A 19,728-nucleotide genomic window follows, 5' to 3' on the forward strand; every position below is an offset into this window, starting at 1 on the left:
GTGGGCCGGACGGGTGAGGGCACGGCGCCGTTACGGGTGCGGGCCCGCCCCCCGGCCGGCGCGGGCCCGCACCCGGCCACTACTCCGCCGCGAGGTGGTCCTGCTGGCCCAGCTTGCCCGCGGCCAGGCCCGCCTGCGCGTGCCGGCGGGCGGGTTCGCGGCCCGGGGGCTGGGCGAAGCGCTCCTGGGCGGGCGGGGCGGTGGTGGGCAGCGTGACCGGAGCACCGGCCTTGACCTGGACCGCCTCGCCGTCGTGCCGCAGGTGGATGATCTCGCCGCGGCGCAGCGTGTACGTCGTCGAATCGTGGGTGATCCGGACGCCGAGCAGGTGTCCGCGCACCAGCAGCGAGAAGCTCAGCCCCATCAGGCCGGACGGCAGCCGGGGGCGGAAGGACAGCGTCTCGCTGTGGTCGCGCAGCCCGCCGAAACCGGCCACCAGGGCGATGCAGGCCCCGGCGAGCGACGCCATGTGCAGGCCGTCGCGGGTGTTGCCGCCGAGGTCGTGCAGGTCCATCAGGGCGGCTTCGGCGGTGTAGTCGTACGCGAGGTCGAGCTGGCCGACCTCGGCGGCGATGACCGCCTGGGTGCAGGCGGAGAGCGAGGAGTCACGGACGGTCAGCCGCTCGTAGTAGGCGAAGTTGCGGGCCTTCTGTTCGTCGGTGAAGGCGTCGCCGCGGACCTGCATGGCGAGCACCAGGTCGGCCTGCTTGACCACCTGCTTGCGGTACAGGTCGAAGTAGGGGAAGTGCAGCAGCAGCGGGTACTTCTCGGGCGGGGTGTTCTCGAAGTCCCAGACCTGGTGGTCGGTGAAGCCGTCGGCCTGCGGGTGGACGCCGAGGTCCTCGTCGTACGGGATGAACATCGCGGCGGCCGCGTCCCGCCAGGCGGCGGTCTCCTCGGTGTCGACGCCGAGGGCGGCGGCCTCGGCCGGGTGGCGGACGGCGGCCTCGGCGGCGGCCCGCAGGTTCGACTGCGCCATCAGGTTGGTGAAGACGTTGTTGTCGGCGATCGCGCTGTACTCGTCGGGCCCGGTGACACCCTCGATCCGGAACTTCCCGGCGACGTCGTGGTGGCCGAGCGAACGCCACATCCGGGCGGTCTCCACGAGGAGTTCGAGGCCGTACTCGCGCTCGAACTCGTCGTCCGCGGTGGCCCGGACGTAGCGGGCGACCGCGGCGGCGATGTCGGCGCCGATGTGGAAGGCCGCCGTCCCGGCCGGCCAGTACCCGGAGCACTCCTCGCCGCGGATCGTCCGCCACGGGAACACCGCTCCGGACAGGCCGAGTTGGGCCGCCCGCTCGCGGGCCAGCGGGAGCGTGCTGTGCCGCCAGCGCAGGGCCTGGTTGACGGCGCCGGGCAGGCAGTAGGTGAGCACCGGCAGGACGAAGGTCTCGGTGTCCCAGAAGCTGTGCCCGTCGTAGCCGGGGCCGGTCAGCCCCTTGGCGGGGATGGCCCGCTCCTCGCTGCGGGCGCCGGCCTGCAGGACGTGGAAGACGGCGAACCGGACGGCCTGCTGGAGTTCGACGTCGCCCTCCACCTCGATGTCGCTGGTCGCCCAGAACTCCCGCAGGAACTGGGCCTGTTCGGCGACCAGCCCGTCCCAGCCGGTGTACCGGGCGGCGGTCAGCGCGGCCTCCACCTGGTCCCGGACCGCGGGCAGCGAGCGGGTGGCGGACCAGCCGTAGGCCATGAACTTGGCCAGCCGCAGCCGCTGTCCGGGCTCCAGCACGGTGGTGACACTGATCCGGCAGTGGTCAGCCTCCGCCTCGGCGACGGTGTCGGACTTCTCCGGACCCTCGATGACGTGGTCCATGCCGGCCGCGACCCGGATGCCGCTGTACCGGGTGCGGTGCACCAGGACGGCCTTGGTGCCGCCCGCGTGGTGCACCTCCGGCTGCAGCGGCGCCTCCAGGACGGCCGCGGCGCGCGGGTCGCCCTCGGGGCCGCCCGGCAGCTGCTCGTTGGCGACCAGCTCGGACTGCAGCACGATCCGCACCGGACCGTCCACCGCCTCGACGCTGTACTCGACGGCGGCGACGGCGCGCTGGGTGAGCGAGACCAGTCGGGAGGAACGCACCCGGATGGTCCGCCCGGCCGGGGACGTCCATTCGGCCTCCCGGTGCAGCAGACCCTCACGGAAGTCCAACCAGCGCTTGTGGCTGACGAGTTCGCCGTAGCGCAGGTCGAAGGGCTCGTCGTCCACCAACAGTCGGATGATCTTGCCGTTGGTCACGTTGATGACGCTCTGACTGGACTCCGGGTAGCCGTAGCCGCCCTCACCGTACGGCAGCGGGCGCAACTCGAAGACGCCGTTCAGGTAGGTGCCGGGCAGGCCGTGCGGCTCGCCCTCGTCCAGGTTGGCACGCAGCCCGATGTGCCCGTTGGAGAGCGCGAAGACGGACTCGGCGCGGGCCAGCGCGGCCAGGTCCAGGCCCTGCTCGGTGATCTGCCAGGGGTCGATCGTGAAGTTGTCCGACGGACTCATGCGCCCACCTCGCTCCGCTCGGCAGGGGCATTCGCCCACACGCACCCCACGATGACTCCCTCGCTGCGCTCGCTCATGCGCCCACCTCGCCGCGCTCGGTCATGTCTGCTCTCCCAGGAGCTCGGAAAGGTCGTCGACGACCACGGTGGCGCCGTCGCGGTGCAGTTCGGCGGCCTGGCCGGTGCGGTTGACCCCGACCACCGCGCCGAAGCCCCCGGCCCTGCCGGAGGCGACGCCGGCGAGCGCGTCCTCGAAGACCGCGGCGTGCGCGGGTTCGACGCCGAGTGTGCGGGCGGCGTACAGGTAGGTGTCGGGGGCGGGCTTGCCGGGCAGGCCCTCGGCCTTGGCGACGTTGCCGTCGACGATCACGTCGAACAGGTCCTCGATGCCCGCCGCCCGCAGCACATCGCGGCAGTTGGCGCTGGAGGAGACCACCGCGCTGGGCAGTCCGGCGGCGCGCAGCCGGTGCACGTAGGCGACCGAGCCCTCGTAGGGCTGGACGCCCTGTTCGCGGATCATCCGCAGCACGGTGTCGTTCTTGGCCCGGCTGACTCCTTGGACGGTACGGGAGTTGGGCGGGTCGTCGGGGGTGCCCTCGGGCAATTCGACGGCCCGGCTGCGCAGGAACGCCCGGGTGCCGTCGAGGCGCGGGCGGCCGTCCACGTAGGTGTCGTAGTCGATGACGGCGTCGAAGGGGACGAACGGCCCGCCGGTGCGGGCGGCTTCGGCGCGCAGGAAGGCGTCGAAGGTGTCCTTCCAGGCCGCGGCGTGCACCTTCGCGGTCTGGGTGAGCACCCCGTCGAGGTCGAAGAGGAAAGCGCGGATGTCGTCCGGTAGCCCCAGCATGGGTGCAGTCTTACCCGGGAACGGGGGGAAGCCGCCCATTTCCCGGCGGCGCGTCGCGGGAGGGGCGGCTTCCGGTTTCCGGCCGTGCCGGGGCCGCTACGGGGAGTCGGGCATCTGGGCGTCGGGGGCCTGGATGACCGCGAAGACGGCGCCCTGCGGATCCCGGACCACGGCCATCCGGCCGGCCTGCATGTCGAACGGCGGCTGGACCACCGAGCCGCCCGCCTTGACCAGGGCGTCGACCGTGGAGTCGGTGTCGTCCACCGAGAAGTAGCTCATCCAGTGCGAGGGGGTGCCCGGCGCCAGGTATCCGGGGATGGCCTGCATGCCGCCCACCGTGCGGTCGGCGACGTTGAACGAGAAGTAGCCGTCCATGCCCTGGATGGTGGCCGGGCGCAGCCCGAGCGCCGGCTGGTAGAAGCGGCCGGCCGCGTCGGTGTCGGCGGTGTTGAGTTCGTTCCAGACCAGCGCGCCGGGTTCGTTGACGACGCCCGCGCCGATGAAGTCCATGGCCTGCCAGACGCCGAACACCGCCCCGGTGGGGTCGGCGGCGACCAGCATCCGGCCGATCGTGCCGACGTCCATCGGCTCGTAGAGGATGGTGCCGCCGGCCGCGGTGATCGCGCGGTCGCTCTCGTCGGCGTCGTCCGACGCGAGGTAGGTGGTCCAGGCGACGGGCGGCGCCGGCTGGCCCTCGGGCACGACCTGTCCCATGATCCCGGCGACCGGCCGGTCGTTGAGCGTGCACACGGCGTAGCCGCCGAACTCGGCCGGGCCGACCTCGCCCTGCCAGCCGAAGAGGTCACGGTAGAAGTCCAGCGCGGCCTGCTGGTCGCTCGCCATCAGGTCGATCCAGCAGGGGGTGCCGGGCTGGTACGGATCGGTGACTACGGGCATTGCGGGGCCTCCCGGAGGCGGTGATGACCGGCGGTCGTGGGGGCGGGGCCGGGGGCGGTGGGAACGGGCGGTCCGGCCGTCGGGGGCGGGCGGGGTCCGGCCCGGCCGGTGCCGCGGCGGTACACCGCCACCTTCGGCCCACCGGCGCGATCCCGCCACCGGACGGCGCCGACGGGTGCCCGTGCCCGGGGCGGGCCGCCTTCGCGGGCGGCTCCACGGGGCGGGTGCACGAAGCGGGAGCGGCTGCACGAAGCGGCTGCACGAAGCGGCTGCACGAAGCGACTGCGCGGGGCGGCCTACGGGGCGTCGTGGCGCAGGGCGGTGACGAAGTACGGCTGGACCTTGCCGCTCTGCGCGTAGTCCTTGAGCCGGACCAGCAGTTCGGCCCAGGTACCGGCCACCGCCGGGAGGCCCTCCTCGCTGCCCGGCTGCCAGCCGCCGTGCCGGAACAGCAGCCGGGTGTGGTCGGACGCGCCCGACTGTTCGGCCTGTCCCGGCCGCTCGGACGCGTCGGGCTGCTCGGCCTGTCCGAGCCGGGAGGGGCCGGGCCGGGCGGAGGCGCCGGGCCGGGCGGAGGCGCCGGGCCGGGCGGCGAGGTCCCAGCTGATCCAGGTGCCGGCCCAGTGCGGCGGGAAGGCCCCGGCGTTGGTCCACACCACCCGGTCCTGGTCGGCCCGCTCCACGCGCAGCCGGAACGGCTCGGGGATGTCGGGGAAGTCGAACAGCAGGACGTCGGCCTCCCGGTCCACGGCGGTGGTCCACCAGGCGGTCAGCCCGTCGTGCGTGGTGAGCGCGGCGAGGACGACGGCCCGGGGCGCGGCGATGTCGAACTGCAGGGCGATCTCGGGCATGGGGTCCGCCTTTCGCTGCCGTGCCGGTCCCCTCCCGGAGCCGCGCGGGCCCCGGGGCCGGTCGGCGGGGTCCGCGCACCGGCCACGGACCCACCATGGCACGACCCCCGGGCCCACGCGCCCGGAGGGGCGCCGGCCCGGGGGTCGTCCCCGCTGTCCGGTGGGTGCGGTCAGCCGCCGCTGCCGTACGTGGTGTTGGCGCAGATGTCGTCGTCCGCCGAGCGGGCGTCGTTGGTGACGGTGGTGGGCAGCGGCTGCGGGGGCGTCTGGACGCCCGGGGTGGCGCCGGCCGTCCCGGAGGGCGTGCCGAGGCCGGTGGCCGCCGCGAAGTCCTGGCCGACGATCACCGAGATGCCCCGGGAGCTGCCGGAGGCGAGCTCGGCGCCGGGGAACAGCGCGGCGATCTTCTCGGCGTTCGCCTTCTGCCCGGAGCCGTACTCGATCGTGGTGGCCTTGTACTTGGTGCTCGCCGCCTGGCCGGCCGTGGTGGCGCCGAACTTGGCGGCCTTGAGCTGCTCGGTGCCCTTGCCGGCGAGGCCGTTGACGGTGGTCCCGTTGTAGACCGCCACCTTGATCGCGGCGTTGGAGGCGTCCCCGACCGGGGCGGCCGGGGCGGAGGGCTGCTGCGGGGCGGGGCTGGTGCCGCTGCCACCGCCGTCCGGCTGCTGGCCGGTGGCGTTCTGGCCGTCGATGGTCTGGTCGGCCTTGAGGGTCTCCCAGAGCTTGTTGGCGTCCGGCTGGATCAGGTCGATGTTGGAGTCCTGGGTGCGGTAACGCCAGGGCGCCGTCACGAACTTGAGGTCGTGCATGTCGATGTTCTTCAGCGACAGGCCGAAGGAGAGCAGCTTGTCGGCGGAGTCCAGGCCCGGGTCGACGGTCAGCGACTTGGTGGCGGCGTCGGCGAGCGGCAGCAGGTTGGTGGGGCTCAGACCGTCCTTCTTGATCTTGCTGATGAGGGAGCTCATGAAGGCCTGCTGGCGCTTCATCCGGCCGATGTCGGAGCCGTCGCCGATGCCGTGGCGCAGGCGCACGTAGTCGAGCGCCTTCTGGCCGTCCACGGTCTGCTTGCCCTGCGGGAGGACGAGCGCGCCCTTCTTATGCAGGTTGGGGTTGATGTCCCCCTCGTAGATCGCCTGCGGGAGGCAGATGTCCACGCCGTTGACGGCCTTGGTCATCGCGGCGAAGCCGTTGAAGTCGACCACCATGGTGTGGTCGACCCGGATGCCGGTCACCTTCTCCACGGTGTTCTGGGTGCAGGCCGGGTTCCCGTCGTCGCTGCCGCCGGTCGAGAAGGCCGCGTTGAACAGGTCGGTGTTGCCGCCCTTGGTCCACTTGCCGTTGGGCAGCTTGCAGGACGGCAGCTGGACCATCGTGTTGCGCGGGATCGAGATGCCCACGGCGTGCTTGTGGTCGGCGTAGACGTGCAGCAGGATCGTGGTGTCCGAGCGGGCGCCGCCGTCCTCGCCGCCGCCGAGGTCGGCGTTGTTCTTGCCACGGCTGTCGGACCCGATCAGCAGGATGTTGACCGGCTTGTTGCCGTCGGCGTCGGCCTTGGCCTCGGGCGGGCGGTCGCCGGCTATCGCGTCGGCGTCGAAGGACTTGATGTTGGCGTTCAGCTTGAAGTAGATCGCGCCGCCCGCGCCGGCGATCAGCACCAGCACGCCCGCCGCCGACCAGGCGACGATCTTCTTCACGTTCTTCTTCGGTTTGGCGTTCTTGCGCGCTGCCGCCCGGCCGCCGGGCCCGGAGTCCGCCTTGTCGCCGCCGCGGCCGCCCTTGCCCTGGGCAGCGGCACGGCGGGCCTCGGCCCGTCCGCCGGAGCGCGGGGACGGCACGGCGCCGCCACTCCCGGTGCCCTCGGTCGTGAGCGCACCGGACTCGTCCTCGCTCCGAGCCGGGCCCTCGCCCCACTGACCTGACATGCGCGTACCTTTCACCGACGGAAGCGACGCCCCGGACGATCTGGCGCACCGCACACAGAGAGACGGCCCCAACCGTTCCCAGGTTGCACATACGACCGTCGGCACAACCGACGATCGTGGCTTCCGATCATATTTAGGCCCGACACGGTCACGGACCTCCGGTGGGCAGGCAAACCCTTCGGCACCCGAGCATCCACCAGGCAGAACACCCGAAACCACCCTATTCCGGCGTGACTTACGCCACTCCGGCGGTCCCGCCCGGAGCGGCGCGGGGCCGAACGCCTTGGGCGGCCGGAGGCGGAGCCGGACGGACGGCGGGCCCATGAGCCCACGGACGGCGGGCCCATGAGCCCACGGACGGCGGGCCCATGAGCCCACGGACGGCAGGCCCATGAGCCGGAGCGACGCCCGGACCCGGCCGGCGGCGGCCTCAGAGCCAGCCGCTGCGGCCGGCCGGCAGACCGGCCTCGAAGCGGCTGCGGGCGCCCAGGCGGTCCATGAGGTCGGCCATCATCCGGCGCACCGTGCGCAGGGAGAGGCCGAGGTGCTTGCCCGCCGCCTCGTCGGTGTAACCCTGGCCGAGCAGGCGGAGCAGCTCCTGCTCCTGGCGGGTCAGCCCCTGCTCGTCGCGCTCGCGCGGGGCGCCGAAGGGGGTCGCGTCGGCCCAGGTCTGCTCGAACAGGGAGAGCAGGGCGGTGATCACGCCGGGCGAGGAGATCTGCACCGCGCCCTTGCGGGTGTTGGCCGGGTCGATCGGGACGAGGGCGACCCGCCGGTCGATGACCATCATGCGCAGCGGCAGCGCGGGCACCGTCCGCACCGCGCAGCCCAGCCCGGTCAGCCACTCGGCGTGCCGCACGGTGGCCCGGTCCTTGCGGACGCTGTCCAGGTAGACCGTCCGCATCGCGACGCCGCGGGCGAGCAGTTCCTCGTTGCCCGGGCGGCTGGCCTGGAGCGAGGCCGCGGACTGGGCCCGACGCCGTTCGGACCCGCCGGCGCCGTCCGGCGCGCGCGGACCGAGCTCGGCCCGGCCGTCCACCCAGGCGATCACGCCGTCCGAGACGTCGGCGACGAACCGGTCCGGCTCGAAGTCCCGTCACCGAGGCGATCCACGGCGCGAACTCGGCCAGCGCCTCCTCGACGTCCAGCACGTCCCGGCCGTGGTACGGCGAGACGATCCGCAGTCCGGACCGCTCCAGCGCACCGGCCCCGTACAGGCCGAGCAGGCCGAGCAGGCCGAGCAGGCCGAGGCCGATGCCCTGGCCGGAGTCGTCGGCGCACGGCGGGGTGACCAGGCTCTTGAAGCCGAACCGGTTCATCAGCAGCGTGTTGGTGGGGCAGTTGAGCGCGTAGCCGCCGCTGGTCGACAGGTGGGTGTCCTCGGCGCGGATGCCGCCGACCTCCAGCAGCCGCTCCACGTTGCGGAGCGCGACGCCCTCGCAGCAGCGCTGGACGACCTTCATCACCGCACTGCGCAGATGGTCCTCACGGCTGAGCGAGTCGTCCGGCTCGGCGCCGGCCAGTTGCTCGTCGGCGGCGGCCACCACCGCGCGGACCAGGTCGTGCGCGGCCTTCCAGGGCTGGGTCGCGGCGCCGCCGAAGAAGGTGACGTCCGCAATCGCGGCCTCGACGTCGAACTCGATCGCCGTGGCGGAGGCGGAGGCCAGCGCCATCAGCGAGCCGGGCTCCAGGCCGAAGACCGTCTCGGCGGCGGTGTACAGCGGCCCGGGGGACTCCACCGGCTCGAAGGTGATCCGCCCCTGCTTCACCACGCAGCCGGCGTACCAGTAGGTGTTCGGACGGCTCTCCTGCGCGTACTCGGGCAGCGCGTCGATCGCGAGACCGATGATCTGCCCGTCGCGGAACAGCGGGACGTCCCGCAGCACCCCGCTGAACAGGTGCGCCAGGCTGTGCAGCGGGAACTCCTCGGCCCCGGCGGGCTTGGGCACCGACTGTGCCTTCGGCAGCCCCGGCGTGCCCCAGGTCGCCGTCACGTCATCGAGGGTGAGCCCCTCCTCCGCCAGCAGCGCCGACAGGAAGGCCTCGGCCCGGCCCTCGGTGTACAGCGGCCAGAAGTGGTGCTTCTGCCCGCCGACCCGCTCCCGTTCCCACACCCGCACCAGTTCGACGTCCGCGCCGTCCCGGCGCCACAGCGCGACGTTCTGGTCGTGCCGCACCGAGAAGACCGCACCCGGCCCCGGCGGCGTGAGATAGGCGGAAAGGAAATGCTCGGCCACGGTTACGTCTTTTTCCTCGGTCTGCCAGGTTCTGTCGGGACGAGGTAATTCCGGCCCACTCGCGAGGGGATTTCCCGCACCCCGCCCAGGGCCGGCCGCCTGCCCCCGGCGCCAGCGACTACCCGGTCATTCGACCACGCCCGCCGAGACCCGGTACATACTGAAATCCCCGTTTACGCACGCCACCGGACCCTCGCGTACGCATGCGCAGCGGGCCCCGGGCACAACGCAGCGGGCCCCGGGCACAGCACAGCGGGCCCCCTCGCTGGCGGGCGGGGTGTCCGCCTGACGGAGTTTTTGACAGAGATGACAACAACTGGCACGATGCCACCATGGCACGACCGAGGAAGTTCGACACCGAGGCCGCGATCGACGCGGCCATGAACACCTTCTGGACCAAGGGCTACACCGCGACCTCGACCGACGACCTGGCCGAGAGCACCGGCATGCTGCGCGGCAGCCTGTACAACGCCTTCGGAGGCAAGCGACAGCTGTTCGAACTGGCCCTGCGCCACTACCGGGAGGGCGGCGCCGCCGGCGACCGCACCATGCCCGACGACCTGCCACCGCTGGAGCGGATCCGACAGCTGCTGCGCACCGGGGTCGACCGGACCACGGCCGACCACCGCGGCTGCCTCGCGGTCAACACCGTCACCGAACTCGCGCTCCGCGAGCCCGAGTTGGCCGATCTGGCCCGACAGGCCTTCATCCCACTGGAAACCCGGCTGACGGAGGCCGTCGACGCCGGCCGGCTCCGCGGCGAGATCCGCTCCGACCGGGCCCCCCAGGTGCTCGCCCGCCAGGTGATGGCCACCTTCCACGGCCTGCTGCTCCAGGCCAAGGCCGGCTTCGACCCCGAGTCGCTGCACGCGACCATCGACGCGGTCGTCGACGACCTGCGGCCCTGAGTTCCGCCTCCCCGCACCTGCAGCCCTTTTTCGCGCCCAAGTTTTTGGCAGTTTCACCAATAACTTCTCCCGTCGGAGGCCCCACCCCATGCCCGTCCTGCCCCGCGTCCCCCGCCCGCCGCTCCTGCCCGTCATCCTGGCGGCCTTCTTCATGTACGGCTTCGACGGCAACGTCGTGAACGTCGCCCTGCCCGCCATCCGCACCGACCTCGGCGCCGGCCAGGCCGCGCTGGAACTGGTCGTGGCCGGCTACGTGTTCAGCTACGCCACCGGGCTCGTCCTCGGCGGCCGGCTCGGCGACATCCTCGGCCACCGACGGATGTTCCTGTCCGGCATGGCCGCCTTCACCGTGGCCTCCGGCCTGTGCGGACTGGCCCAGTCCCCCACCCAACTGGTGCTCGCCCGACTGCTCCAGGGCCTCACCGCCGCCGCGATGGTGCCCCAGGTGCTCGCCCTGATCACCACCGCCGTCCCCTCCCCGGGCCGGCCCCGCGCCCTGGCCTGGTTCGGCGTCACCGGCGGACTCAGCGGCGTCTGCGGTCAGCTGCTCGGCGGGGTGCTCCTCGACGGCGACCCCCTCGGCCTCGGCTGGCGCGCCGTCTTCCTGATCAACCTCCCGGTCGGCCTGGTCGTCCTCGCCGCCGCCACCGCCGTCCTGCCGCGCACCACCACCGGCCGCCGCCCCGCCCTGGACGGCATCGGCATGCTCGCCGTCTCCGGCTCGCTGGCCCTGGCCCTCGTCCCGCTCGTCCTCGGCCGCGAGGCCGGCTGGCCGCTCTGGGCCTGGGCGATGCTCGCCGCCGCCGTCCCCGCCCTCCTGGCCACCCTGCGGTGGGAGCGCCGCCTCGCCGCCCGCGGCGGCCAGCCGGTGCTCGACCCGGACCTGCTCCGCAGCCGGGTCTTCCGGACCGGCCTGGCCGTCAACGCCGCCTTCATGGCCTTCTTCGCCGGCTTCGTCTTCGTCCTCAGCCTCACCGTGCAGACCGGCTTCGGCTACAGCCCGCTGCGATCCGGACTGGTCTTCACGCCCATGGCCGTCCTCGCCATGGCCTCCTCGCTGACCGGCAGGCGCCTGCTGCCCCGCCACGGGCTCCGCGTCCCGGTCGCCGGCGGGGCGATCACCGCCCTGAGCCTGCTGCTGACCGCGCTCGCCCTGCAGGCCGACGGCGCCCGGCACGCCTTCCCCTGGCTGCTGGCCACCATGGGCCTGATGGGCATCGGCAACGGCCTCGTCCTCCCCTCCCTGATCGGCGCCCCGATGGCCGGCATCGCCCCCGAGCGGGCCGGCACCGCCTCCGGCACCCTCTCCACCACCCAGCAGTTCGCCGCCGTCACCGGTGTCGCCGCCCTCGGCGGCACCTACTTCGCCGTCCTCGACCACCACACCCCCGCCACCGCCGCGGCCGCCGCCACCTGGCTCGCCCTCGCCGCCGTCCTCGCCGTGATCGCCCTCACGCTCCGGCTGTCCCGCGCCACCGCAGCGGCGGCCACGGCCACCGGCGCGGACCCGACACCGGCTCCCCGCGTCCCCGCCCTCGCCACGGACAGCTAGCCAGGTCCTGTCCGGGGCACCGACCCGGGGCACCGGCCCGGGGCACGCCCCCCGTCAGTCCCGCTCGGGCCACGGGAGCCAGGCGGCGGGCTCGGAACGCCAGGCGGGGACGGACGGCCAGGCGACGGACCCCCCGGTGTCGGGCGACCGTACGGCGCCGCCCGAGGGGGTGTCACCGGTGGACGGCCGCACCAGTGCGGCCGGAAGCGTCACCGAGGCCGTGGTCCCGCCGCGGGCGTTCGGCTTCAGCCGGACCCGGACGTCATGGCGGAAGGCGAGCCGGCTGATCACGAAGAGGCCCATGCGGCCGGGGACCGAGGCGTCCAACGGCGGCGGGTCGGCGAGTCGCTCGTTGATCTCGGCGCAGTCGTCGGAATGGACACCGATACCGAGGTCGTGGATCTCGACCAGGACGCAGCCGTCCGGCAGCGCCCGGCCGGTGGCCTGGACGACGGTGTGCGGGCTGGAGAACACCGTGCCGTTCTCCAGCAGTTCGGCGAACAGGTGGAGGAGGTCGTCGGCGGCACGGCCGACGACCTCGGCCGACGGCACGCCGACGACCTCGATGCGTGTGTACTGCTCCACCGCGCCCGCGGCACCGCGCAGCACGTCGACCAGCGGGACGGAGCGGGTCCGCCGAGGGCCCGGGTCCGCACCGGCGACGACCAGCAGGTTCTCGCAGCTGCGGCGCATCCGGGTCGCGAGATGGTCCAGCTCGAACAGCTGCGACAGCTGCCCCCGGTCCGACTGCCGGCGCTCCAGGTCGTCGAGGAGGGACAGCTGGCGGCGGACCAGACCGCCGCTGCGACGGGCCAGACTGACGAGCATCGCGTTGGTGACGCCGACCAGGACGGCCTGCTGGGCGGCGAGGGCGGCGAGTTCACGGTGGAGCGTGTCGAAGCAACGGGCCAACCGCCCGACGTCGTCCCGCCCGTGCAGGCCGACGGACGGGACCGTCAGGCCGCCCGGCTCCCGGGGTCCGCCACCGGTGATCGTCCTCACCAGTTCCGGCAGGTGCGCGTCGGTGATCCTCTCGGCGGCCTCGCGGAGTTCCCGCAGGGCGGCGGGCGTCCGCAGGCGGCTCGCCCGCCGCCCTTCGTCCACGATCGCCTGTGCCTCGGCGTGGGCGGCCTTCCGTACGTCCTCGGCACCCTCCCGCGCCGCACTCAGCAGACGGTCCGCCTCGGCGGTGCGCTCCTGGGCGACCCGGGTGGCCTCGGCTCGCGCTCGGTTCCCGTCGGCCCGTACGCCGTTCGCCAGTTGCCCGGCCTCCGCCAACAGCCGGGCACTCTTCTGCCCGGCCTCCGCCAACAGCCGGGCACCCTCCTGCCGGGCGTCCTCCACCAGCCGGGCGGACTGCTGCCGGGCCTCCTGCAGGACGAACGCCGCCTCGGCCTCCGCCCGGGAGCGCAGCTGCCGCGCCTGCTCCTCGGCCTCGTCGGTGGTGTCCCGCGCCGTCCGGGCCGCCGTCTCGACCAGGTGCTTGGTGGCGTTGCGGACGCGGCCCAGCGGGGACTGGACCTGCCGGTTGAGCGCCCGGAGGTCCACCCAGCGGCGGCGCCAGTGGTCGACCAGTTCCGGGTGCGCCCGGTGGCCGCGCGGCTTGCCCGTGTCCGCGGGCAGCGGGTTGCTGATCACGCGGACGAACTCCAGGAGGAAGTTCATCGAGGGCAGCCGCTTGCCGGTCAGGAGGTCGGTGATCCCCGCCTTGGTCAGCTTGAAGACGTCGGCCGCGCCGCAGATCTCGCCGTACGACGGAGCGCCGTGCTCGATGTGCAGCCGGTTCAGGTCGTCCACGAAGGCGGCGAGCCGCTCGTCGTACGCTGCGGCGACCGCGAGGTCGCCCGGGTCGGGCTCCACCGGTCCGTCTGCCACGGTTCTCCTTGTTGAGATGTCCTCAGTTCGCTTCGGGGACAGCGTACTTCGAACATTCGTGGACGGTGTTGAACGTTCCTGAACGGCCGCCGACGGACGTACCGTTCAGGAACGGCGCCCGGCGTCCGAGCCCCCGACGTCCGCATACGGGAACCGGCGAGGTCGTACGCCTGCCTGGGCCCTCGCCGCAACCTCTGGTCAGCTCGGGGCATGACCGACAACGACCCCGCCCTCCCGGGCAGCGGCTCCACCGGGGCCGACGCCCCGCACTCCCCCGACCCGGACGCCGAGGCCACCGGTTCGGCGCGCCACCGGATGCTCGACCTGATCGCCCTCGTCACCCTCCTGGTCATCGCGACGGGGGTCTACCTGACCGCCGGCAGCGGCGGCTTCTCGGTGATCACCGGCGCCGGTGTGGGCCTCTACGGCCTCTGGCGGGCCCGCCGCTGACCGCCCGCGCCTGCACCGGGCCCAGCCGGCCGCGCCGGGCAGGCCGGTCAGCGCCGGTCGGGCCCGGGAAAACAGCAGCACCCCGGCCGGAGAACACGGCCGGGGTGCTGCGGAGGTGGGGCACCAGGGGCTCGAACCCTGAACCTACGGATTAAAAGTCCGCAGCTCTGCCAATTGAGCTAGTGCCCCGCGACCCTCGGTCCCGGTGGTGCCTGGCGGGAAGGGCCACGGCGATCCTACCCGGTGGGGCCCAGGGCTCCGCCAGTGGATTGCGCGGGCGCGCCGGGGGTGTGCAGCGGTCCTTGAGGCGGGGTGTAGTGGGCGGCGCGGACGCGGCGGAGCCAGGCCTCGGCGGGGCGGGGGTCGGGGGCGGCGGGCAGGACACCGGGGGCGGCCAGCCGGTCCGCGGCGTCGGCGAGCAGGCGCTCGGCGACGGCGGGGCGGTCGGCGATGCGTTCGCCGAGTTCACGGATCCGTTCGGGGTCGGGCAGCCGGATGAGGTTGCGGCCGGTCGTGTGCAGGCGGACGGCCTGCTCGACCAGCCGGACCAGGTGCCGGGCGTGCTTGGCGGCCCGGCGGCGGGTGGCCGGGTCGGTGGTGTCCCGGGTCAGCAGTTTGCGGAACTGCTGGTCGGCGTAGCCGAGATAGGCGTTCCGCACGGCCGGCGCACTGAGGAAGCTCGCGCGGATGCCGATCAGTTCCCCGCCGAGCGGGGTGCGGGTCTCGTACAGGTCGTCGGGCAGCCAGACGAGTTCGGAGGCGGTCGGGTTGCAGGTCAGCGCCAGCCGGCACCACTTGGCGGCCTCGTGCAGGGTGAGGTCGGGCTCGGTGCTGACCTGGGACTCGGCCGGGCGGTGCAGGCCGTGCAACTCCTCGGTGGGGACGGCGAACAGGCCCAGCCGGTCGACGTCGGAGCCGGCGTGGGCGAAGCCGTAGGCGGTGGATCCGACGATGCCGGAGAGCAGGACGGCGCCGGGCGTGGCTGCGGGCACGGGTGGTCTCCTCCCGGGAGGTGTCCGGACGGTCTGCGGAACGGGTACCGGCATCCTCGCCGGTGGGGGCCGCGCCGGGCGAACGAATTCCGCTCCGGGGCCTGCCCGGCCGCCGATACTGGGCCCCATGGAGCACGATCCCCCCGTGGAAGCGGCGGCAGCCGTCGGCGTCGAGAAGCTGCGGGCCTGGTGGGCGCACCGGCAGTGGCTGGACCGTCCGCACCCCGGCGCGCCGGCCGCCGAAGTGCTGGCGGCCACCGGCTGGGCCCGTTCGGTGGGCGGCGCGGCTCCGTACCTTGGCCTGTTCGCCCGGGCCGGGCTGGGGCGGGCGGCGGTGGACGCGGCGGTGGCCCGGCTGGACGTGCACGAGCTGCCGTCCGCGCGGGGCTGTACGTACGTGCTGCCGGCCGCCGACTTCGCGCTCGGCCTGGCCGTGGGCGCGGCCGCGCCGGCGGGCGAACTGGCCGCGGCGGAGAAGCACCTGGGGGTCGGCCGGGACGAGGTGGAGAAGCTCTGCCTGGCCGTGGAGCGCGTGCTGTCGCCGGACGAACCGCTGGACCCGGCCGCGATCCGGGATGCGGTCGGCGACGCCGTCCGCCCGCTCGGCGAGGCGGGCCGCAAGCGCGGCCTCACCACGACCCTGCCGCTCGCCCTCGGCCTGATGCAGTCGCGCGGCCGGATCCGCCGGGTGCCCGTCAACGGCCGCCTGGACCAGCAGCGTTACGGCTACGTCGGCTGGGACCAGCCGGTCGCGGGGGACGCCGTCGACCTCGCCCGCCGCTACTTCTCCTGGGCCGGGCCGGCCACCCTCAAGCACTTCCGCTGGTTCTCCGGCTTCACCGCCGCCACCGCCCGCCGGGCCGTCGCCGAGGCCGGCCCGGTCCCGGTCGCGCCCGGCTCGGAGTTCCTGCTCCCGCCCGAACTCGCCGAGGAGTTCGCCGGGTTCACGGCGCCCCGCACACCGCACTACACCCTGCTGGCCGGCATCGACGGCATCCACCTGCTGCACCGCGACCTGCCCCGGCTGCTCGACCCCGCCGACGCCGCCCGTCCGCTGCCCGCCGGCCGGGCCGGCCGCTCCTTCGGCAGCGAAGCCGACCCGCAGACCCACGTCGTGCTCGACCGCGGCCGGATCGTCGGGCTGTGGGAGTACGACACCGAGCGGGCCGAGATCGTCCTGCTGCCCTTCGTCCCGCTCGACGACGCCCTGCGGGAGGCGGTGGCCCGCACCGAGGCGTTCGTCCGTGAGGAGCTCGGGGACGCCCGCGGTTTCAGCCTCGACTCGCCGAGGAGCCGCGCGCCGAAGGTCGCGGCGCTGCGGGCGGCGGCCGCGACCGGCGGTGCGGGCAGGACGGGCGGGCCGGGCGGGACCGGCGGGACAGGAGTGCCGGGCCGGACGCGCGGGTAGCGTACGGACCATGTCGACCACCACCACCGACGAGGTCCTGATCGTCACCGGCGCCGGCCGCGGCATCGGCGCCGCCACCGCACTGCTGGCCGCCCGCCGCGGCCACCGGGTCTGCGTCAACTACCGGACGGACGAGGCCGCGGCGGCCTCCGTCGTGGACGCGATCCGGGCCGAGGGAGGCACCGCCCTGGCCGTGCGCGCCGACGTCAGCCGGACGGCCGAGGTGGAGCGGCTGTTCGCCACCGTGGACGCCGAACTCGGGCCGCTCACCGGCCTGGTGAACAACGCCGGCACCCTGGAGGGGCAGTGCCGGCTGGAGGAGATCGACGAGGACCGGCTGAACCGGATCTGGGCCGCCAACATCACCGGCCCGTTCCTGTGCGCGGCCCGGGCGGTCCGCCGGATGTCCACCCGGTACGGCGGCCGCGGCGGCGCCATCGTCAACGTCTCCTCGGCCGCCTCCCGGATCGGTTCGCCGAACGAGTACGTCGACTACGCGGCCGCCAAGGGCGCCGTGGACTCGATGACCCGCGGCCTCGCGCTGGAGGTCGCGGCCGAGGGGATCCGGGTCAACGCGGTACGGCCCGGGCTGATCCACACCGGCATCCACGCGCTCGGCGGCGAACCCGGCCGGGTCGACCGGGTCGCCCCCGGCCTGCCGATGCGGCGGGGCGGGCAGCCGGAGGAGGTCGCGGAGGCGATCCTCTTCCTGCTCTCCCCGGCCGCCTCCTACACCACGGGGGCGTTCCTGGAGGTCTCGGGCGGCCGCTGAGGGCCGATCCCGACCGGTCGGGGGGCCGGTTTCGGACAGCGTCGCCCCGCCACCGAACGGCCCCCTCCGGTTTCCTTCCGCACGCCTGCGCCCGCCCGTACGGTGGGGGCCATGACCGACGCCTTCATCGACATCCCCGGTGTGCGCAACTTCCGTGACGCGGGCGGCATCGGCGCGCTGCGCCGGGGCGTCCTCTACCGCTCGGGGTCCTTCCACACGCTCACCGAGGACGGCGCCCGGCGGCTCAAGGCCCTCGGCCTGCGGACGGTGATCGACCTGCGCAGCACGTTCGAGCTGGAGGTCTGGCCGGACCAGCGGCACGGCCTCGACCACGAGTCGCTCAACCTGCCGACCCTGCCGGCCGACCGCGGCGACATCGACCGGCCCTGGCCCGAGGACCAGGTCTCCCTCTACCCCTTCATGGCCGAGACGGCCGGCCCCTCGCTCGCCGCCGTCATGCGCCGCCTCGCCGCCCCGGAGTCGCTGGCCGTCGTCGTGCACTGCGCCGTCGGCAAGGACCGCACCGGCCTCACCATCGCCGTCCTGCAGTCCCTGCTGGGCGCCTCCGACGCCGACATCACGGCCGACTTCCTGCTCTCCAACATCGGCCTCGGCCTGGACCGGGGCCCCGTCCCGTACGTCGACGAGACCGGCGCCGAGCGCCTCTCCCGCCCCGTCGGCGCCGAACTGCTCGCCTCCTCACTCGCGTGGATCCACACCCACCACGGCTCGGTCCCCGCCTACCTGCGGCACCACGGCGTCACCGAGGAGGAACTGGAAGCCGTCCGCGCCAACCTCTCCGCCTGACCGGCGGCAGGCCCGACCGCGGCAGGCCCGACCGCCGCCGGACCCGACCGACGCCGCACCCGACCCCGGGGCCGGCGCCCGCTACCCCCGGCGCTCGAAGCGCCACCACTGGGTCGGCGCGTCGACGTCCTCCCACTGGTGGACGACGCCGTCCGGGGCGTCCGGCGCCGTCAGCGGCTTCCCGCTGACGAAGCTGGTGACGGTGTACGTCCCCGGGGCGTCGACGTGGGCCTCCAGCAGCCACTCCTGGGCGCCGAAGGCGTTGGCGCTCCACTGCTGGATCGGCACGCCGTCGTCCGGGGAGGCACCGGTGACGTCGAGGCGCTTGCCGCTGGCGGCGTTCTCGACGTGGAAGAGCGCGCCGCCGGGGTGGACGGCGGTGAGGTGCCAGAGCTGGGCCTCGGTGCCGTCCTCCGCGCCCAGGACGATCCGGGCACCGCTGCGCCGGGAGGCGTCGGCGACCTGGAGCAGCAGGCCGCTGCCGACGTTGCGGACGAGGTAGCTGCCGTCGGTGATCGCGGAGTCAGTCACGGTCGAAGTCTGCCACCGGGTACCGACAGGCCTCGTAGCCGAAGACCGCGGCCAGCACCGCCACCACCACGCCCACCTGGACCAGCGCGGACACCCGGGTGCCGAGCGGCACGGTGCCCGCGACGAAGAGCGCGCCGAGCAGCCGGGGCAGGTTGGGGCGCAGCCCGAAGAAGCCGCGCAGGGCAGTGTTGACCAGCAGGTAGAGGGAGGTCCCGCCGGCCAGCGCGGCGGCCTGCGCGAAGCCGGTCGCGGCGCCCGGGTGGCCGACCGCGGACTTGACCCCGGCGGCGAACAGCAGCACGCCGAGCAGCAGTCCGAAGTGGCCGAGGTAGTAGACGGAGACGGCCGCCCGGTTGCGGGCGGCGGAGGGCAGCGCGGCCATCCGGCGCTCGGCGCGGGCGTCGTCGTCGTGCCCGAAGTACGCCCACCAGAGCCCGACGCAGACGGTCAGGCCGAGCAGCGCCACGGCGATCAGCGCGGGCCCGGGGTCGGCGGTCCCGGCGCCGATGCCGATCGCGATCACCGACTCGCCGAAGGCGATGATCATGATCAGCCCGTGCCGTTCCACGAAGTGGTCGGCGCGCAGTCGGAACTCGGGCAGCCCGGCCACCCACGGGGTCACGAACTGCATCGCGAAGGCGGCGGTCCAGAAGCCGAGTTGGACGGTTCCGGTGAGGTATCCGCCGGCCACCACCAGGGTGCCGACGACCAGGTTGCTCGCGCCCATCCGCAGCACCGCGGCGGGCGAGACCCCGGCGGCGACGAACATCCCGGTGTGCACGGCGACGACCACCAGGTACGCCCAGCCGAAGGCGGCGCCGCTGCCCTCGAAGGCGTGCGGGACGGACAGCGAGATCACCAGGAACGCACCCATCGCCAGCATCAGCAGCCCGCGCCGGCCGTGGGTGCGCGGCGGCATGGCGTTGGTCAGCCAGATGAAGGCGTCGTACATCCACCAGATCACGGCCAGCATCACCAGCACCTGGGCGAACCCGCCGGGCGTGAGGTGGTGGACCAGGCTCCCGGTGAGCTGGGTGACGGTGAAGACGAAGACGAGGTCGAGGAAGAGTTCGAGCGGCGCCACTTTCAGGGCCGGCTCGGCGGTCCCGGTGGCCTCGACGGTCTCGACGGACCCGGGCGCACCGGGGGCGCCGGGGGAAACAGGGGACGCGGTCACCGCGCGAGTATCCGTCAC

At 73.9% G+C, this 19,728-nt stretch carries 17 protein-coding genes and 1 tRNA gene; 7 read left to right on the forward strand and 11 right to left on the reverse strand.

Translation table 11 applies throughout. The features are described 5' to 3' along the window. Window positions 1-79 precede the first annotated feature (79 nt). From ACFV04_RS12645 to ACFV04_RS12670, 6 genes are all read right to left on the reverse strand, one after another. Window positions 80-2,485 carry a glycoside hydrolase family 65 protein gene (locus ACFV04_RS12645; protein WP_380341779.1) on the reverse strand — a complete coding sequence of 802 codons (2,406 nt, stop codon included), beginning with the start codon at window positions 2,483-2,485 and terminating at the stop codon, window positions 80-82. A 99-nt stretch (window positions 2,486-2,584) separates the two neighbouring features. Continuing rightward, on the reverse strand, window positions 2,585-3,331 hold the full coding sequence (locus ACFV04_RS12650; RefSeq protein ID WP_380341776.1) for an HAD family hydrolase: 747 nt from the start codon (window positions 3,329-3,331) through the stop codon (window positions 2,585-2,587). Window positions 3,332-3,427: 96 nt separating this feature from the next. Next, window positions 3,428-4,228 carry a VOC family protein gene (locus ACFV04_RS12655; protein WP_380341773.1) on the reverse strand — a complete coding sequence of 267 codons (801 nt, stop codon included), beginning with the start codon at window positions 4,226-4,228 and terminating at the stop codon, window positions 3,428-3,430. Window positions 4,229-4,524: 296 nt separating this feature from the next. Next, entirely contained in the window at window positions 4,525-5,079 is a 555-nt protein-coding gene (locus ACFV04_RS12660; RefSeq protein WP_380528796.1) for an SRPBCC domain-containing protein, read from the reverse strand. A gap of 170 nt (window positions 5,080-5,249) precedes the next feature. Beyond that, window positions 5,250-7,001 (reverse strand): LCP family protein, encoded by a 1,752-nt coding sequence (locus ACFV04_RS12665; protein ID WP_380528798.1) that lies wholly within the window; start codon window positions 6,999-7,001, stop codon window positions 5,250-5,252. Between the two features lie 430 nt (window positions 7,002-7,431). Continuing rightward, window positions 7,432-8,052: a LuxR C-terminal-related transcriptional regulator gene (locus ACFV04_RS12670; RefSeq protein ID WP_380528799.1), complete on the reverse strand. Its 621-nt coding sequence runs from the start codon at window positions 8,050-8,052 to the stop codon at window positions 7,432-7,434. A gap of 338 nt (window positions 8,053-8,390) precedes the next feature. On the opposite strand from ACFV04_RS12670, the gene ACFV04_RS12675 reads away from it, so the two are divergent. The 3 genes from ACFV04_RS12675 to ACFV04_RS12685 all read left to right on the forward strand — a co-directional run bounded on the left by ACFV04_RS12675 (window position 8,391) and on the right by ACFV04_RS12685 (window position 11,698). Beyond that, window positions 8,391-8,792, forward strand: coding sequence for a hypothetical protein (locus tag ACFV04_RS12675; protein WP_380341761.1), 402 nt, complete (start codon window positions 8,391-8,393; stop codon window positions 8,790-8,792). A gap of 778 nt (window positions 8,793-9,570) precedes the next feature. Continuing rightward, a complete protein-coding gene (locus ACFV04_RS12680; protein WP_380528801.1) occupies window positions 9,571-10,146 on the forward strand; it encodes a TetR/AcrR family transcriptional regulator in 576 nt (191 codons plus the stop codon). An 88-nt stretch (window positions 10,147-10,234) separates the two neighbouring features. After that, window positions 10,235-11,698: an MFS transporter gene (locus ACFV04_RS12685; RefSeq protein WP_380528803.1), complete on the forward strand. Its 1,464-nt coding sequence runs from the start codon at window positions 10,235-10,237 to the stop codon at window positions 11,696-11,698. Window positions 11,699-11,752: 54 nt separating this feature from the next. On the opposite strand, the gene ACFV04_RS12690 is transcribed toward ACFV04_RS12685, so the two are convergent. Beyond that, window positions 11,753-13,573: an ATP-binding protein gene (locus tag ACFV04_RS12690; RefSeq protein WP_380528805.1), complete on the reverse strand. Its 1,821-nt coding sequence runs from the start codon at window positions 13,571-13,573 to the stop codon at window positions 11,753-11,755. A gap of 210 nt (window positions 13,574-13,783) precedes the next feature. Here ACFV04_RS12690 and ACFV04_RS12695 point away from each other — a divergent pair, with 210 nt between their 5' ends. Continuing rightward, window positions 13,784-14,023 (forward strand): hypothetical protein, encoded by a 240-nt coding sequence (locus ACFV04_RS12695; RefSeq protein WP_380341753.1) that lies wholly within the window; start codon window positions 13,784-13,786, stop codon window positions 14,021-14,023. Between the two features lie 116 nt (window positions 14,024-14,139). Here the strand turns inward: ACFV04_RS12695 and ACFV04_RS12700 are convergent. Next, window positions 14,140-14,212 (reverse strand) — tRNA-Lys (locus ACFV04_RS12700). A 47-nt stretch (window positions 14,213-14,259) separates the two neighbouring features. Further along, window positions 14,260-15,015, reverse strand: a complete 756-nt coding sequence (locus ACFV04_RS12705) for a DNA polymerase beta superfamily protein (RefSeq protein WP_380341750.1) — start codon at window positions 15,013-15,015, stop codon at window positions 14,260-14,262. A gap of 127 nt (window positions 15,016-15,142) precedes the next feature. Here ACFV04_RS12705 and ACFV04_RS12710 point away from each other — a divergent pair, with 127 nt between their 5' ends. The 3 genes from ACFV04_RS12710 to ACFV04_RS12720 all read left to right on the forward strand — a co-directional run bounded on the left by ACFV04_RS12710 (window position 15,143) and on the right by ACFV04_RS12720 (window position 18,002). Next, entirely contained in the window at window positions 15,143-16,423 is a 1,281-nt protein-coding gene (locus ACFV04_RS12710) for a DNA glycosylase AlkZ-like family protein (protein WP_380528807.1), read from the forward strand. Between the two features lie 10 nt (window positions 16,424-16,433). Next, entirely contained in the window at window positions 16,434-17,195 is a 762-nt protein-coding gene (locus ACFV04_RS12715) for an SDR family oxidoreductase (protein WP_380341744.1), read from the forward strand. Between the two features lie 111 nt (window positions 17,196-17,306). Then, on the forward strand, window positions 17,307-18,002 hold the full coding sequence (locus ACFV04_RS12720) for a tyrosine-protein phosphatase (RefSeq protein ID WP_380341741.1): 696 nt from the start codon (window positions 17,307-17,309) through the stop codon (window positions 18,000-18,002). 81 nt (window positions 18,003-18,083) lie between these two features. Here ACFV04_RS12720 and ACFV04_RS12725 read toward each other — a convergent pair whose 3' ends face one another. Together ACFV04_RS12725 and ACFV04_RS12730 are read right to left on the reverse strand one after the other, a co-directional pair. Beyond that, window positions 18,084-18,533, reverse strand: a complete 450-nt coding sequence (locus ACFV04_RS12725; RefSeq protein WP_360257861.1) for an RICIN domain-containing protein — start codon at window positions 18,531-18,533, stop codon at window positions 18,084-18,086. Then, the gene (locus ACFV04_RS12730) at window positions 18,526-19,710 is read right to left on the reverse strand and encodes a low temperature requirement protein A (RefSeq protein WP_380341739.1); all 1,185 of its coding nucleotides are present in this window, start codon (window positions 19,708-19,710) and stop codon (window positions 18,526-18,528) included. Before ACFV04_RS12730 ends, ACFV04_RS12725 begins: the two co-directional genes overlap by 8 nt. Between the last annotated feature and the right edge of the window lie 18 nt (window positions 19,711-19,728).

The sequence above is a fragment of the Kitasatospora sp. NPDC059599 genome (genome assembly GCF_042735125.1).
Taxonomy (GTDB): Bacteria; Actinomycetota; Actinomycetes; order Streptomycetales; family Streptomycetaceae; genus Kitasatospora.

Coding starts and splice junctions, on each gene's coding strand:
- ACFV04_RS12645 (WP_380341779.1), bottom strand. CDS start 2,485: ATGAGTCCGTCGGACAACTTCACGATCGACCCCTGGCAGATCACCGAG.
- ACFV04_RS12650 (WP_380341776.1), bottom strand. CDS start 3,331: ATGCTGGGGCTACCGGACGACATCCGCGCTTTCCTCTTCGACCTCGAC.
- ACFV04_RS12655 (WP_380341773.1), bottom strand. CDS start 4,228: ATGCCCGTAGTCACCGATCCGTACCAGCCCGGCACCCCCTGCTGGATC.
- ACFV04_RS12660 (WP_380528796.1), bottom strand. CDS start 5,079: ATGCCCGAGATCGCCCTGCAGTTCGACATCGCCGCGCCCCGGGCCGTC.
- ACFV04_RS12665 (WP_380528798.1), bottom strand. CDS start 7,001: ATGTCAGGTCAGTGGGGCGAGGGCCCGGCTCGGAGCGAGGACGAGTCC.
- ACFV04_RS12675 (WP_380341761.1), top strand. CDS start 8,391: ATGCCGCCGACCTCCAGCAGCCGCTCCACGTTGCGGAGCGCGACGCCC.
- ACFV04_RS12680 (WP_380528801.1), top strand. CDS start 9,571: ATGGCACGACCGAGGAAGTTCGACACCGAGGCCGCGATCGACGCGGCC.
- ACFV04_RS12685 (WP_380528803.1), top strand. CDS start 10,235: ATGCCCGTCCTGCCCCGCGTCCCCCGCCCGCCGCTCCTGCCCGTCATC.
- ACFV04_RS12695 (WP_380341753.1), top strand. CDS start 13,784: ATGACCGACAACGACCCCGCCCTCCCGGGCAGCGGCTCCACCGGGGCC.
- ACFV04_RS12710 (WP_380528807.1), top strand. CDS start 15,143: ATGGAGCACGATCCCCCCGTGGAAGCGGCGGCAGCCGTCGGCGTCGAG.
- ACFV04_RS12715 (WP_380341744.1), top strand. CDS start 16,434: ATGTCGACCACCACCACCGACGAGGTCCTGATCGTCACCGGCGCCGGC.
- ACFV04_RS12720 (WP_380341741.1), top strand. CDS start 17,307: ATGACCGACGCCTTCATCGACATCCCCGGTGTGCGCAACTTCCGTGAC.